General features: G+C 36.3%; 17 protein-coding genes. 3 read left to right on the top strand and 14 right to left on the bottom strand.

Annotated elements, in window-relative coordinates:
• The first annotated feature begins 25 nt into the window (after positions 1-25).
• The gene (locus tag AA0X95_RS14850) at positions 26-385 is read left to right on the top strand and encodes an SET domain-containing protein (RefSeq protein ID WP_413299081.1); all 360 of its coding nucleotides are present in this window, start codon (positions 26-28) and stop codon (positions 383-385) included.
• 38 nt (positions 386-423) lie between these two features.
• On the opposite strand, the gene AA0X95_RS14845 is transcribed toward AA0X95_RS14850, so the two are convergent.
• From AA0X95_RS14845 to AA0X95_RS14790, 12 genes are all read right to left on the bottom strand, one after another.
• Entirely contained in the window at positions 424-987 is a 564-nt protein-coding gene (locus AA0X95_RS14845; protein WP_413299079.1) for a DUF2062 domain-containing protein, read from the bottom strand.
• A gap of 261 nt (positions 988-1,248) precedes the next feature.
• Entirely contained in the window at positions 1,249-1,725 is a 477-nt protein-coding gene (locus AA0X95_RS14840) for an aminodeoxychorismate lyase (RefSeq protein WP_413299077.1), read from the bottom strand.
• Positions 1,715-2,095, bottom strand: coding sequence for a hypothetical protein (locus tag AA0X95_RS14835; protein ID WP_335531844.1), 381 nt, complete (start codon positions 2,093-2,095; stop codon positions 1,715-1,717). Before AA0X95_RS14835 ends, AA0X95_RS14840 begins: the two co-directional genes overlap by 11 nt.
• 464 nt (positions 2,096-2,559) lie before the next feature.
• The gene (locus AA0X95_RS14830; RefSeq protein ID WP_413299075.1) at positions 2,560-2,910 is read right to left on the bottom strand and encodes a 2Fe-2S iron-sulfur cluster-binding protein; all 351 of its coding nucleotides are present in this window, start codon (positions 2,908-2,910) and stop codon (positions 2,560-2,562) included.
• Positions 2,911-2,946: 36 nt separating this feature from the next.
• Entirely contained in the window at positions 2,947-3,648 is a 702-nt protein-coding gene (locus tag AA0X95_RS14825; protein ID WP_413299073.1) for a GntR family transcriptional regulator, read from the bottom strand.
• A 44-nt stretch (positions 3,649-3,692) separates the two neighbouring features.
• The gene (locus AA0X95_RS14820) at positions 3,693-4,223 is read right to left on the bottom strand and encodes a chromate transporter (protein ID WP_413299071.1); all 531 of its coding nucleotides are present in this window, start codon (positions 4,221-4,223) and stop codon (positions 3,693-3,695) included.
• Positions 4,220-4,792, bottom strand: coding sequence for a chromate transporter (locus AA0X95_RS14815; RefSeq protein ID WP_413310047.1), 573 nt, complete (start codon positions 4,790-4,792; stop codon positions 4,220-4,222). The genes AA0X95_RS14820 and AA0X95_RS14815 overlap by 4 nt, the downstream gene beginning before the upstream one ends.
• Before the next feature lie 129 nt (positions 4,793-4,921).
• Positions 4,922-5,401, bottom strand: coding sequence for a GlcG/HbpS family heme-binding protein (locus tag AA0X95_RS14810; protein ID WP_413299069.1), 480 nt, complete (start codon positions 5,399-5,401; stop codon positions 4,922-4,924).
• A gap of 27 nt (positions 5,402-5,428) precedes the next feature.
• The gene (locus AA0X95_RS14805) at positions 5,429-6,910 is read right to left on the bottom strand and encodes an aldehyde dehydrogenase family protein (protein WP_413299067.1); all 1,482 of its coding nucleotides are present in this window, start codon (positions 6,908-6,910) and stop codon (positions 5,429-5,431) included.
• A 139-nt stretch (positions 6,911-7,049) separates the two neighbouring features.
• Positions 7,050-7,781 (bottom strand): TenA family transcriptional regulator, encoded by a 732-nt coding sequence (locus AA0X95_RS14800; protein ID WP_413299065.1) that lies wholly within the window; start codon positions 7,779-7,781, stop codon positions 7,050-7,052.
• 229 nt (positions 7,782-8,010) lie between these two features.
• On the bottom strand, positions 8,011-8,781 hold the full coding sequence (locus AA0X95_RS14795; protein ID WP_413299063.1) for a creatininase family protein: 771 nt from the start codon (positions 8,779-8,781) through the stop codon (positions 8,011-8,013).
• A 65-nt stretch (positions 8,782-8,846) separates the two neighbouring features.
• The gene (locus tag AA0X95_RS14790) at positions 8,847-9,176 is read right to left on the bottom strand and encodes a 2Fe-2S iron-sulfur cluster-binding protein (protein ID WP_413299061.1); all 330 of its coding nucleotides are present in this window, start codon (positions 9,174-9,176) and stop codon (positions 8,847-8,849) included.
• 268 nt (positions 9,177-9,444) lie between these two features.
• Between AA0X95_RS14790 and AA0X95_RS14785 the strand changes: the two genes are divergently transcribed.
• Positions 9,445-9,780: a hypothetical protein gene (locus tag AA0X95_RS14785; protein WP_413299059.1), complete on the top strand. Its 336-nt coding sequence runs from the start codon at positions 9,445-9,447 to the stop codon at positions 9,778-9,780.
• 388 nt (positions 9,781-10,168) lie between these two features.
• Positions 10,169-11,551 carry a hypothetical protein gene (locus AA0X95_RS14780; RefSeq protein ID WP_413299057.1) on the top strand — a complete coding sequence of 461 codons (1,383 nt, stop codon included), beginning with the start codon at positions 10,169-10,171 and terminating at the stop codon, positions 11,549-11,551.
• Between the two features lie 52 nt (positions 11,552-11,603).
• Here AA0X95_RS14780 and AA0X95_RS14775 read toward each other — a convergent pair whose 3' ends face one another.
• Entirely contained in the window at positions 11,604-12,284 is a 681-nt protein-coding gene (locus AA0X95_RS14775; protein WP_413299055.1) for an NAD(P)-binding domain-containing protein, read from the bottom strand.
• A gap of 153 nt (positions 12,285-12,437) precedes the next feature.
• Positions 12,438-13,892, bottom strand: a complete 1,455-nt coding sequence (locus tag AA0X95_RS14770; protein WP_413299053.1) for a hypothetical protein — start codon at positions 13,890-13,892, stop codon at positions 12,438-12,440.
• Positions 13,893-14,209 lie beyond the last annotated feature (317 nt).

Genomic DNA, 14,209 nt, shown 5'->3' with positions numbered 1-14,209 from the left:
TTTAATTGATGGTGGTGTATAAAAAGTGTTTGAAGTGAAGAAGTGTAAATACGGTAGAGGCATATTTGCAACCCGGGATATCCAGAAGGGCGAACTAATTCATGTAGCTCCAGTCATTATATCTCCTAAGAATGAGTACAAATATTTAAAAAAGACCATCCTGATGGATTATGTATTTTGGTGGGGGGAAGACTGTGCTTTAGCATTGGGATATGGTTCTTTATTTAACCACTCCTATACACCAAATGCTTTATACAAACTCCGAAAAAAGAAGAAAACAATTGACTTTTATGCTTACACAGATATAAAGGCAGGAGAAGAAATCAAGGTTAATTACAATGGAGACCCCGATGATAATACCGAAATTTGGTTTGAAGTCATTTGAAAAATTGTAAAAAACCATCCCCTACAGGATGGTTTTTCTCAAATATAATTATTTTCAAGATTATTTTTTCGAAGCGATTGTTTATTTAAAATTCTGGTTAGTCGTTTCGTTTTTTCTTTTTCGTAGAAATAATGAACAATGAAGTAAGAAATCACACCAAGGACGATCCCAAAAATGGTCATTCCAATTAACACGTGAACTCCTCCATGAAGAAGACTGACTACACCTCGAAAATCACCGTGTAATAAACTTTGAAAGGAAAATGGAGTATTATGGCCTAATTTAACCTTCATTGGAAAGAGAATTTTTCCGATTTTTTTTGCAAAAGGCAATAGCAGTACGGGGAGAAATGTGAGTTTTCCAATCACATTTCCAATAATTGCTGCTGGTAAGGAACCTTTGGCAAGTCGAACAACAGGTAAAAACAATATATAGATAAGTGAAGCAGAGGAAAGAACAACCATTTCCATTCCGAAGCCAATGGCAAATCCAAGCGAAACCTTTCGAGCCCCACCTGGTGAACGAAGCAGTTTTATGAAGTTAAACTTAAACGCTCGTCCTAAGCGCTGAATAAAATTATATTTTTTTCGTTTATTGGTCATATTTCTACTTCCTCTTTAACTACAGATTTAAAAAGAATGAAGATGATATCAACTTGAATGGTTATTATTATTATAAATACTTTAACAATATCATTACACTATAAATAAATAATAAGTCACATTTTGTGAAATGTAAACGAAATCACATCGATAATGTCATTGTTAAATTTTTTCTATTTTTGAAGCTAGTTAGAAACCGTTAAAACTCAAAAAAGCACTAGGTAGCTACCCAGTACTTTCCATTTGTATGATTTGATGTTATTACTTAAAAATAGTTGATACTACTTGGTCAAATGTCATTTCACTATCTACTACATATGTCCCAGGACGCAATTTGTTAGATAGTCCTTTTTGCTCTATGATCTGCGAAAATTCGAATGCATCCGACACGATTTTTGCAGGAACTAGCATTTTTCCTACATCGATACTTGTCATCCCCTCGGTTACGTTAACGGTTACTACTGTCTTAGAAGGCTTATCGTTTTCTGTTGTTGCCTGCTTTATTGTCGTATCCTTAGCTGCTTTTAAATTTTTATCATAATCAGCTTTCTTTTGAACTATGTAGCCTTTAGCTACCAGCTTCTTTTCCATATCTTCTACAGATGGTTGCATGCTTATTGTTTTGTCCGTTACCTTTATATTTGTAGATGTATGATCAGTCGTAAGGTACACGACGCTACAAATACTTGTGGTAAGTAGAATCCCTGCTGCAAAGCTGCTAAATAAGTTAATTCTCATTGGCAACTTTTCTCCCTTCATCCTTTAAGTGTTGGTAAGGTATAAGCAGCTGTTCAATTTCACTTATTGTTACTTGTTTCATTTCAGCAATGCTCTCAACTGAATAATTTCGTTTATATAAATCTAGTACTTCACGCGTGAAGAGTTTTTCATTAGAAGAAAGTTGAACACCTGCTTCTTTCATCACCACTTCCATGTCAAGTTCCATATTTCGAATCGACTCTTGAATCGTGTTGATTTCCTTCATTGTTGAAATATGTGCTAAATCAATTTGTTTATGTTCTACTTTTGCAGCATGATTTGTTTTAAGAATAGAAAAGATTAGCAGTAATACGGAAACCACAAATAACGAAATTAATGTCCATTCCATTAGAGTAACGCCCTCCTTCTTATAAAGAGAATTTTGCAAGTCCTTATTATACATCGAAACGACAAATTTTTCGATTTAATTCATAAAAACAAGTAAAAAGTCGGAGAGATTTTACAAATTACGGTGAAATAGGAATTCATTTCTCTAATGAGTTCATCTATAAAAAGCCGCCCTTGGAATAATTTTAAAAAAAATAAATCCACAAACCTTCCAGCCATTTAGAAAGGTTTGTGGATTTATTTATTGCACCCGAACAGGTGTTAAGCTAATGATCGAAATTTTTTATTCTTTTTTATTTGTAGTGGTTGATGAGTATAATATATTTTCACAAGTGCGCGACAATCACAAAGTGAACATTTAATATGATAGGAAGCTTTACTAATATGGGGAGTTTCTAAGAATGGTAATATTTCTTTCATATGCCTGTCACATGCCCACATGATCTCACCCCGTATTCTAAGTATTTATTTTACGGAAGACACTTCTTTTTGAATCTTTTCTGGCTTTTTCTTTATTACTTGTTTGGTAATTTCCTCATCCCAAGAAATTGTAACATCCCCATTTGTCACAAAAGTTTGACACCCTAGACGATATCCATTTCCTAACCATTCATCACCAAGTTTTCTTCGTTCCTGTACCTTTACCTTGTCAAGGTATTCAGAACCCTCTTCAGCTTTAAAAACGCAGGTACCACAAATACCTCCACCGCAACGATTAGGCAACTCCCCATCATAACGGAGTGACATCCTCAAAATATTTGAATTGTCTGGAACTTCTAATTTTTTATTACTGTTTTTGAAATGAATGTTCGGCATATCATCATTTCCTCCCTTATAATTATCTCATTTAATTCAAGTGCTTTTCACTTTATCTTTTCTATTCATTTTCTCTTTAATATTTTTTATATAGGTGATATATGCTTTTTTAGAGTTTTCAATATGGATTCTCATTAAGTACTCTGCCAATTCCGATTCTTTATCCCTTAAAGCTTTCATGATATCAATATGTTCCCTTAATGATTCTTTCCTTCTACCTGGAGTCTCATAGCCCATATTAGCAGCCATATGTATATAGTCTATAAGGCCAGATAAAATTTCGAATAATTTTGGACTTTTAGATGCTTTATTAATCAAACGATTCATTTGAATATGTTCAAGATTAAAATCCTCTTCCGCTTGCTCTGCTAAAGCTAACAGTTCTTGAATCTTTTGTTCTAGTTCTAGTTGAGTTTCTTGGTCCATTCGTTGTGCAGCCAACTTTACGGCCAAAACCTCTAACGAAGCAAGGATCGTAAACACTTCAATTACTTCACTTTCAGAAATATTCGAAACAACGACCCCTTTCCTGGGAACTGTTTTAACAAAGCCTTGAGACTCAAGCCGGAATAATGCCTCCCTTATAGGCGTGCGGCTTATGTTTAATTTCCCAGCAAGTTCTCTTTCAATTAAACGGTCACCTGCCTTTAATTCACCTTCAAGAATCATTTCCTTTAGAAACAAATAGGCATGTTCACGAATCGATAAAAGATTATTTTCCTCCCATCTAATGTCCATCTATTCCACCTGCTTATGTTTATAGTTTTTACGAAACAATTAGCTTATGAGAGAAATACTCCGCCATATATTAATGCACAAAGAATTAATAAGGAGGGATGAATTTTGAATCTCATTAATGCAAAATAACTTACCCCAGCCAAGAGGGTTAAATGGAAAATCCCACTGTTTTCAAATGCTGTTAAAAAGAACTGATAAGCCATTATGGCAAGTAAGATGGCTATAATAGGCTGTACGGCTCTCGTCATTAAGGTTACCTTTGGAGAGCCTTTAAATAGATTTACAAATTTAAATAATAAGATGACTGCAATAGCAGAAGGTAATATGGTAGCAATCAGTGCAATAATTGCACCCAAAAAACCTCCTAACTGAAAACCGATATATCCCCCCATCTTAGTTGCAATTGGACCAGGCAAGGCATTTGCTATTGCTAGTACATCGCCAAACTCAGATAAGGACATCCAATGGTAATGATTGACCACTTCATTTTGAATTAGAGGAATGGTCGCAGGTCCCCCACCGTAACCCAGTAAATTAGCAATGAAAAAAGACCAAAAGATATGCCAATAAATCACGAGCTTTTTTCCTTTCTCTGAATAAGTACCTCAGTGGTGCCTACAGCAGCTTTTTCTTTTCGGTCTGCAATCAAGTAAGCAACGATAAGAAAAATAGCTATTAAGATTCCCGGATGTAAACCAAGGAACTGTACAAAGACCAAAGATACCACTGAAAGTGTAACCATTTTTTGTAACCCTAAGCCTTTACGACCATTTTGGAAAAATCGATACGCCATCTCGACTAACATAAAACCAATAACAGGGGTAACTCCTTGGACCATTCCGCTGACAATTGGCGATTCTTTATAAGAATAAAGAACACCTAATAAAGCGATCATCGCAATAATGGAAGGGAGAATGTGAGTAAGGATGGCGACTATTGCTCCAATGGATCCTTTAACTTTATATCCGATATACGCTGCCATTTTGGTAGCGATAGGGCCTGGCATGGTATTAGCTAAGGCTAAAATCTCAACAAACTCTTCTTCTGTCATCCATTTATATTTTTTGACAGCCTCAAATTCAATCAACGGTATGGTCGAGGGGCCCCCTCCATAACCGGTAACACCAGTACGGGCAAATCCAATTGCTAACTCTAGATAGGCTTTCAGTTGACTCTCCCCCTTTTTTTACCTATTCATTTCATTCATTAGAGAGTAGTAGTTTTAAGACCCCATTCAGCTTATACCTCTCCCCTGAATGAGGTCCTAATCCTATTATTTTTTTATATCAGCCGATGTGATTACTTCATGACCCGCACTAGCTACATAGCTTTGTAAGGCTTGTAATGCAGCCGTTCCTACAGCCGTATCTTGCTCACCGTTTCCACCACTTACACCAATTCCACCTACCACTTCTCCATTTACAACAATTGGAAACCCACCTACAAAAATAGCAAATTTTCCAGGTAGCATCATTTGAATTCCAAATGCTTCATTTCCTGGAAGGGCAGGGCCATTAGGTTCTTTGTTAAATAAATGGGTGGAGCGTTTATGTCCTGCAGCAGTGTAGGCTTTAGCAATGGCAATCTCTGGTCCAGTAATACGTGCTCCATTCATTCGTTCAAGAGCAAGTAGATTTCCCCCGTCATCACAAATAGCAATTGTTTCGAGGACATTGATTTCTTCTGACCTCTTTTTCGCTGCCTCAATCATTAATTTAGCTTCTTCTAATTCTAATTTTAGAACTGATTTCATGTAGGTTCTCCTCACATTAAGAATTTATTAATAGCCCATATACACCGTTTTTAATTGAGTAAAGAATTCTAAACCAACTCTTCCTGACTCCCGGAAGGTGGACGTGCTTGATTTTTTTAGACCTCCAAAAGGTGCATTCATTAAATTTCCTGTTGTAGTGCGATTCACCTTTACTGTCCCTGCTTGTATATCCTTTGTAAATTGGTTTGCAATCCTTAGATTATTCGTCACGATCGAGGCAGACAAGCCATATTCGACATCATTAGCAATGGCGATAGCTTCTTCATATGTATCTACTTCAATCACAGCCACAACCGGACCAAAGATCTCTTCCTTCGCAATTCGGGAATTGGGGTTAACATTTGTAAAAATTGCTGGCTTCACATAGTATCCCTTTTGATATTCATCAGAAGTTAAATGGTCACCTCCGTATTCCAATGTCGCACCATCTTGTTTTCCATATTCCACATATTTCAAGACATTTTTCAATTGCTTTTCATTAGCAAGCGGCCCAATTTTAACACCAGGCTCAAAACCATGTCCTATTTTAAGCGCACTTGTTTTTTCCACAAGTTTTTGAACAAATTCGTCTTTAACATCACTTAAAACAATGACCCTGCTTGTTCCTGTACATGCTTGCCCCGTCAAGGAAAACCCTCCGTTAACAACCAACGAAGCAGCTAGATTAAGATCGGCATCATCCATGACAATTAACGGATTTTTCCCTCCAAGCTCCATTTGTGTACGAGTCGTAAATCCTGCCTTTTTATGAATATCTTCCCCTGCAGCTGTTGATCCTGTAAAAGTAACTGCACGGACAGCTGGATGAGTTACCAGCAAGTCACCAACGTCAGACGCTTTTCCTGTCACAAAGTTAATTACACCCTTAGGAATTCCAGCCTTATCTAAAGCTTCGACTAAGCGTAAAGCCATCAGTGGAGTGTCAGAAGAAGGTTTAAAGACAACCGTATTTCCTGTGATTAATGCAGGAGCAATTTTTCTAGCAGGAATAGAAAGTGGAAAGTTCCAAGGAGTAATCACACTTACCACTCCAAGCGGTTCTCTCTCGGTTGAAACTTTCATATTTGAGTCATCATTTGGAAAGGTTTCCCCTGTAAAGCTTTGACCTTCTACTGCATAATACCGAAGAGTTTGCGCGGAACGTAATACTTCATTCTTGGCGTCATCAACGTGCTTACCTTCTTCTCTAGTTAACTCTTCAGCAAGAGCTTGAGCATTTTGTTCTAAAATGCTTGCCGCTTGATTTAAGATGGACGCCCGTTTTGAAGGTGCGGTTTGAGACCAGCAGGTAAAGGCCCTTTGGGCAGCTTCAATTGCTAATTGAACATCTTGTTCGTTTGATGCTTGGAAACTACCTACAATATCTTCGTTATTGGCTGGGTTCACACTATAAAACGTTTTCTTGTTTACTGATTCTTGCCATTGTCCATTTATATAATTATTGAAGGTTGCTACTTTGGTTGTAAGCAATACGATCACCTTTTTCATGATTGATTTAATCCTATAAAACAAGGGTTATTTTATAAAAATGGCCGTCAATTAAACCTTTAAACTACAAGATTATAATGACGGCCTGTCAAATGGGACGGATTCAGAATGATTCATTTAAACCCGTTATATATGATTATTATTTCGCTTCAACTAACGCTCCTAAATCTTGTTCTAAATACTCTCTCCATAGCCCATCCATGTACATACGGCGCATTTTTGCTCCTGTCCGCACCACTTCTAGGCAGCGCTGCTGCAATTCGGGAGTATCAGCATGATCAAGAACAATTTTGTATCCACGCTCACCATGGATTTCATCAGATACGATGTGTAAATCGAAGAACTCAATTTCTTCATCCGTAAAACCATATTGTTCACGCAATGCTGGAGTCTGCTTTCTATAGATATCAGGGACTTGAGATTCTAATCCTACAACTAATGCAGCTGTTGCTACAACGAAATTTTCTCTTGCTGCCACTGCGTAGCACCAGCTTTGTAACCCTAAAGTAGTTGGAGCCATATTGGCTGGGTCGATAATGCGCTCTCTTGTTGTGCCACAAGCTTCAGCAAAACGAATTAATAGGTCAGTGTGGCGATCTGCTGCAATTTCTTCTTCATACATGTTTTGTAATGTAAAGTCTTTTGCCGCTTCGAATTTTGGATCGCTTGGAGTATTGTGATAAATATAAGCTAAGTAATCTGCAAACGGTCCTACATAGTGGTAATGATTTTCAGCCCATCTAGCAAAATGTTTTCTTTCAAGTCTTCCCTCGGCCCAAGCTACTGTGAATGGAGCCTTCTGGCTATGATTTCCTTTAATAGCTTCTTCTAATTCCTTGCGAAATTCATCTTTTGATAATAATTCTGTCAACTGAAACTCCTCCTCTTTTTATGTAGGTACCAATGTTTTTCTTGGTATTTGATATTTTGTATACCAAATTAGTTTAAAAATAAAAAGATTGTTGTTTTATTCACTGTCCAACAGCCTTTTACTCTATGAAACTATCAATTTGGTATACCTTGATTTAATACTATCAAGAAGTTGTTTATTTGTAAATATAATTTTTAGAATTTTTTAAAGATTATTATTTTTTGTTTAACTATAAATGCGCATCCACTTTTAGGTTTAATAATTTAGTAAGCTCTATTGTAAGCTGATCTAGTGCCTCTTCGACAATTTGGCGTCCAATATCCCAACTCGCTTTCGTTCCATCTCCAATACATCCATTGTTTGTCATTTCTTCATAATAATAAAATCCTTGAATTGCTTTACCAGGTCTAAGTTGCTTCCATCTTCCATCTTCTTGAATATCACCTTTTTCTAAGTTTTCCGGACGAACAAGTTCAGGTGCTAAATAGAGTGCTTCTGATACTTCTCGTTCGCAGCTATGGCCAAATAATGTGGATGTCACATGCTCTTTAATTGCCTCTTTTGCAGAAGCCGTCGTTTTGGCATAATAAACTTCAACATTCAATTCTTGCGTTATGATCATTGAAGCAACATTAAGAGTCGATTGGTTTCCGCCGTGAGAATTTAATAATAAAAACTTTTTCACACCATGATGCTTTAGGGATGAAATGACATCCTTTAAGATGGCTATTAAGGTCGTTGGCTGTAAAGATATTGTACCCGGAAAATTCAAATGATGTGGTGAAACCCCCATATTAATTGTTGGAGTAACTAGCGCATAGGGAAACATTCGCTCACCTAGTTTCTTCGCCATCCGTTCCGCTAAGACTGCATCACAGCTTTCTACCATATGTGGTCCATGCTGTTCATGTGCCCCAATTGGAATAATAGCAAACTTAACAGTCTGTAAAGCTTCTTCTACTTCTTTCCATGTCATGGCTGTAAGATCATAACTATTCAACACTCATTCACCTACCGGTATTCATTGTATTTTGTATACCATCTTCCCTTTAAAAAAAAAGCGAATTATGCTTGGTATGCTGATTTTTTATTTGGAGCCTGGATTGTAATATTTTCTTGTGAGATTTCAATATCATGTTGAATCGTTAATTGGCATGTAAGACGGTATCCCTCATTTACTTTTTCACCTAGCATTTTTTCTTCTTTCCAATTTGGTGGTGCTAAGGAGTCTGCGCCGTTTATAACAATACACGTACATTTAGTACATCGTCCCATTCCACAGCCATACTTCAATTTCGGTAATTGACGTGTCCCTGCTAACACCACTAAATTGGCATTATCTTTTACTTCTTGTTCAATTGTTGTCCCATCTACATGAAGAATAACTTTAGGCATAAAACTTCCCCTTTCTGTTTATTCTAAAAATTTAGAACCTTTCTTGAAGTATACAATCTTTTTGTGATAGAAGCAAACCGGATTTTTTAATTTCACTAATTATTTAAATATTTTGAATATAACTTGAATATTTATTCTATTTGAGATAAAATATACACAAGTAGTTTGGTATACAATGTTCCACATAGGGGTGGTAGAACACTTAAAAAATTTTTATTCATTATACTTAATTACGAATGGATTAATACTTACTGAAGGGGTGTTTTATTTGGGAAAATATATTGTACTAACGAATAAGGATACATTTCAAACAATTCTCGACAATGATGGTTTAGAGCCTGTTGAAACCTATCACTTCTATTTCTTTGATAAGTTAAAGGCGAAATACACAATTGCAAAAGTACTTGATGAGAATATGAAAATACAACTATTTGAAAACTATGAAGGAAAAGAATACGTAAATCATATAGCTGTGAAGTTTTTTGAACGATTTGATACAATTGAAGCGGCTCGAGAAGAATTAAGCGAGATCGTTAAAGCATCTGGTAATAGTGAAGATTCTGTAAATTCTAAGCTAGTAAAATCAGATGAAGTAGCCGTTTAAGAAATAGAGCTTCTATATATGAAAAATTCGGAGAGAAAAGCGGTGTCTCTCCGTTTTTTTATATATTGTTTGCCATAAAAATAAAAAAACCGCCATATAAAGTGACGGTTTTTAAAAGGGGTTTTTAGAACTTCAAGGTTTTTTTAAGTGATGCTAATTTCTTCTCAGCTTTCTCCGCTGCTTTTTTAGATCCAAATAGAAAGTTAAACATGTTAGATCCCCCTGTATAAATAGTTATTTGATACTGTAATTGTATTATGTGATTAAAAATAAAACAACATTTTTGTATACCAAATACCAAAAATAATTTTAAAAAATGGCGGAAATGTGTCAATATCCACTTAAAAAAACCCACTTGGTATACAATTTTAAAGGTTAGGGTGTATATATGCTGAGATTTATGCTGTTTTCTGTTATTTTATTGTATTTAATCGATGTTCTTATGCCTATGTTTCATATTGGCCCAATAATCTCCGGTTTAAGTCTTGTTATAGTACTATGGACATTATTTCAAGCAAAACGATTTGTCCAACTATTGGGAAGTACATTTCTAATACTTGGTACTTTCCTATTGTGGACAAGCGAAGCTTCTTGGCAGCAATATATCCTTTCCTTCGGTCCTATGCTAGACTTGCTTACCATGTTTACACTAATTCCAATTTTAGGAATTCCGATAAAATTAGGCGGTTACAGTGGAGGCATACAAACCATTATTCAAAAAAAAGTGAAAAATTCTGGACAACTCTACATGATTACATCAGGAATTTCCTATTTTTTTAGTATCTTTATGAATCTTGCCACCTTACCAATGACCTACTACTCTATTAGGCCTGCATTAGATATCATTCCAGTTAAAAATAAAGAACGCTTCATGAGCAGAGCCATTACGCGTGGATTCGCCATGCCTTTAATTTGGGCACCTGTTACCCCCATTGTCGGTATTGTCATTACAATGACGGACGTAAGCTGGGTATCAATTTTGCCTTATGTTGTTCCCTTAAGTATCTTAGGCATAGGGATTGACTGGTATATTGGTTCTCGTAAGGCAAAAATCTTGGCCCCAAATCAAAAAAGCACTGCCATCCATGAGACTGCTGCTACGATAGAGTCTAGTCAGTCCCCTCCTTCTGGTAGAGTAATTCAAATTTTTCTAGCGATCATTATTTTCAATGTGGTTATTTCATTAGTAGAAACAAAGTTTCCTTATCCTTTTTTAATTCTAATATCCTTGATGGTCATCCCCTTTGCTCTTACTTGGTCTCTTTTATTAAAAAAGGGTAAAGAGTTTTGTTCACACTTAATTAAGCATTTCCAGTCCTTTTCTGTAAGTATGAAAGACCAATTCTTCATTTATCTATCAGCAGGTTTCTTTATTTCAACTATCAACGTTTCACATACCAATGTCTGGTTGGACTCGATAGTCAATCATTTTATTCATTTTGCAGGTGTGGAAATCTTTTTACTTTTACTACCTTTAATCCCTTTGGCTTTTGCTTTTCTAGGACTTCATCCTGCTGTTTCTCTTGCATTAATGCTTGAAGGCTTAAATCCAAAGGTCATTGGGATATCTCCTCATATATTAACTGTAGCTATGTTAGCAGGAGCTGTTTCATCCTTTCTTGTGGGGCCATATAATGCGACGTTAGGTCTTATGTCAAACATTGTTAAAGAGACCTCCTACAAAGTGTCCAATTGGAATTTATCCTTCGCTGGGCTTTATATTGCATGTGTTATGTTGTATTTATTTGTTTTACAGTTGTTCTTAGGTTGAAAGTGAACATTCAAAGAGGTGTCAATCAACTGACACCTCTCTTAATGAATCCTCACTTTTCTTCTTGAATTTGGTTCACAATTTCCTTAGCAAAATGACCAAGACTCCCCTCACTATACGAACGTATCACTTCAGGAGCAAGAGATGTTAATGCTCTTTTTAAATACTCTGTAGATAGTCCCCTTTTTGCAAATTCATTCTCTAAATTTATCGCAGTTTTTAGTGCGTAATAGGTTGCTATTTTATTTACTTGTGTTAAGCAATCTTCACTGTCCACTACGATCTTTCCAAGAAACTTAAAATATTCTTCCACAATGGGGGGTAAAAGACTTTCTGAAATAAACAAGCCATTTCCATGTTCTAATAAATCTCTCGCATGCCCCATATATTTTATTCCATACACATTTAATGTTGAATACATGTGCCTAATATCAAACGTATGGAGGTTTGTAGCCATATTAATGATATAGGGAGAATGCTGCGTCTTACTTTGGAGTTTTAGACTTGAGATAAATGGGATTACCTCCATTGCAGGAAGGGCTAGGATTAACACATCTAATTCCGATAGATCTTCTTCCTTCAAAAGATAGCTAGTTTGATAATGTTGAACAATTTGTTCTGCTTTCGTTCGATTAGGATGGTATAGGCCTATTGAAATTCTTTGTTGATCCCAATGTGTTAGCATCGCAGTACCTAATTTACCAAGTCCTACTAAACCCACTTTTTTTATCATCTTGTACCTCCTCTTTTTTCTATCATCCTATGAAAACCATCCCACCAAAATAACAACTGCACCTTCCTTCATGAAAATAAGGGCCTCCTATTAATCAGTATTACTGACATTTAGGATAGCCCCCTATTTATAGATACTAGCTTGTTATTTATTTTACCAAATGATTACCGCTATAATTGTAGCGAGAATTAGACCTGTCATGACTGGAATGAAGTTCTTCCTCGCAAGCTCAATAGGTGAGATTTGTAGGAAGCCTGCTACTGCTACTAAGGATGACCAAGCAATAATTGTGCCCCCTCCTCCCCAGATAGCACCCATTTGTCCAATAGCTGCCATGGTCGAAGCATCTAGCCCACTCCCATTAGCTAATGCTCCAGATAAAGCTCCTGTTAAAGGGAGCCCCGAGAACCCAGAGCCATCTAATCCTGTAACTAATCCCACGATCAATATACCAAGTCCTGCAAAAAACGGGTTATGCGGGATAAAATCTTGACCAGCTTGAATCATATCAAATAGAAAAGCAGGCTTTGCGGCATCTTCCCCTAACGAAAGAATCGCTGGTGTAAAATCACTGCTACCCATAAAGAAGAAACCAGCAATCGGAATAACAGGAGCCATTGCCTTAAAAGCGAATACAAATCCTTCGGTAATATGATCACTTATTTTATCAAGCGAATGTAGTCTGTTAAAAGCAATTGTCGCCAATAGTAACAGGATGGTTGCAACACCACCAATAAAAGCAGCTCCATCTGTACCTTCAAATCCAGATCCACCACCTAATTTGGTCTGGAACATAAAAATCATTACTGCTAACATAGATACTGGAACAAGAATGGAAAATACTTTGCCCCAAGTTTGTTTTCTCTTAAGGATCTCTTCACTATCTACTGCAGTAGCTGCAAGCTCATCTGCTACATCGAAAAATGCCTTTTCGCCTTGATTAAACCCAAGTCCAGATTCTGAAGTGGATTTTTTTGTAATGGTCTTACGATGTTGCAAGTAAACCATCGATAGAGCACTAACTCCTGTAATAACAGAGAGAATTAAACCCTTATCCGCAACTGCAGCTTTATCAATTCCTGCTGCCTTCGCACTAAGCATAGGTGCTACTTGCATGATATAGTCGGAAGAAAGTGCCATTCCTTGACCTGCAATAACAATAACCATCCCTGCAGTCATAGGTTGTAGACCTGCACTTACTGCAGCCGGTACAAGCAGAGCACAAATGAGCGGTACAGCAGGTGTTGGCCAGAAAAAAAGTGATATTACATACGTAGTAACCATTAGCACTAAATAAGAAACATGTCCATTCACCATAATTTTTTGTATAGGGACAACCATTCTTTTATCCGCGCCGATATCTTTTAAAGAGTTAAGAAGACCAATCATAATAGATATAATGAGGAAAATACTAAATAGCTCCTTAGCAGCTACAAGGTTCGCGTTAAATACTGCTTGAAAACCAGCTATTAAACTACCTTTATAGACGACTGCCACTAAAAAAGTTCCAATGATAATAGGTAAAACAACACCTTTTCTAAAAAGCATGGTGACGATGACTGCTAAAGTTACAATTAAATAAATCCAATGAGCTGCAGTTAATTCCATAGTTCCCCTCCGTTATCTTAAATAATTTAAAACAATACGAAAGTCTTCCATCATTTCATGGAAAGGAGCGCAGGAGAGGAATTAGTTAATAATGCTTCTTTACTCTTGGTGTTTTCCTCTACTTTATAAATCTTTTGTCACCTTAGAGCTTAACAAGTGCTATTTTCATTATTTAGAAGTACTAACAAAGGAAATATTTTGTATTTTGTGGATTGTATACCATGGTTATAAAAAATAAAAAAAACATAATACCCTAATCAATTCTACTTCATTTTAAATAACTTATAACCAATCTTTCATACCATCCTAACGAATTG

Source organism: Neobacillus phoenicis, assembly GCF_047302305.1.
GTDB lineage: Bacteria > Bacillota > Bacilli > Bacillales > Cytobacillaceae > Neobacillus.
This window is presented reverse-complemented; position numbering and strand designations above follow the sequence as displayed.

Coding starts and splice junctions, on each gene's coding strand:
- AA0X95_RS14770 (WP_413299053.1), bottom strand. CDS start 13,892: ATGGAATTAACTGCAGCTCATTGGATTTATTTAATTGTAACTTTAGCA.
- AA0X95_RS14775 (WP_413299055.1), bottom strand. CDS start 12,284: ATGATAAAAAAAGTGGGTTTAGTAGGACTTGGTAAATTAGGTACTGCG.
- AA0X95_RS14805 (WP_413299067.1), bottom strand. CDS start 6,910: ATGAAAAAGGTGATCGTATTGCTTACAACCAAAGTAGCAACCTTCAAT.
- AA0X95_RS14840 (WP_413299077.1), bottom strand. CDS start 1,725: ATGAGAATTAACTTATTTAGCAGCTTTGCAGCAGGGATTCTACTTACC.
- AA0X95_RS14830 (WP_413299075.1), bottom strand. CDS start 2,910: ATGCCGAACATTCATTTCAAAAACAGTAATAAAAAATTAGAAGTTCCA.
- AA0X95_RS14790 (WP_413299061.1), bottom strand. CDS start 9,176: ATGCCTAAAGTTATTCTTCATGTAGATGGGACAACAATTGAACAAGAA.
- AA0X95_RS14835 (WP_335531844.1), bottom strand. CDS start 2,095: ATGGAATGGACATTAATTTCGTTATTTGTGGTTTCCGTATTACTGCTA.
- AA0X95_RS14810 (WP_413299069.1), bottom strand. CDS start 5,401: ATGAAATCAGTTCTAAAATTAGAATTAGAAGAAGCTAAATTAATGATT.
- AA0X95_RS14780 (WP_413299057.1), top strand. CDS start 10,169: ATGCTGAGATTTATGCTGTTTTCTGTTATTTTATTGTATTTAATCGAT.
- AA0X95_RS14825 (WP_413299073.1), bottom strand. CDS start 3,648: ATGGACATTAGATGGGAGGAAAATAATCTTTTATCGATTCGTGAACAT.
- AA0X95_RS14845 (WP_413299079.1), bottom strand. CDS start 987: ATGACCAATAAACGAAAAAAATATAATTTTATTCAGCGCTTAGGACGA.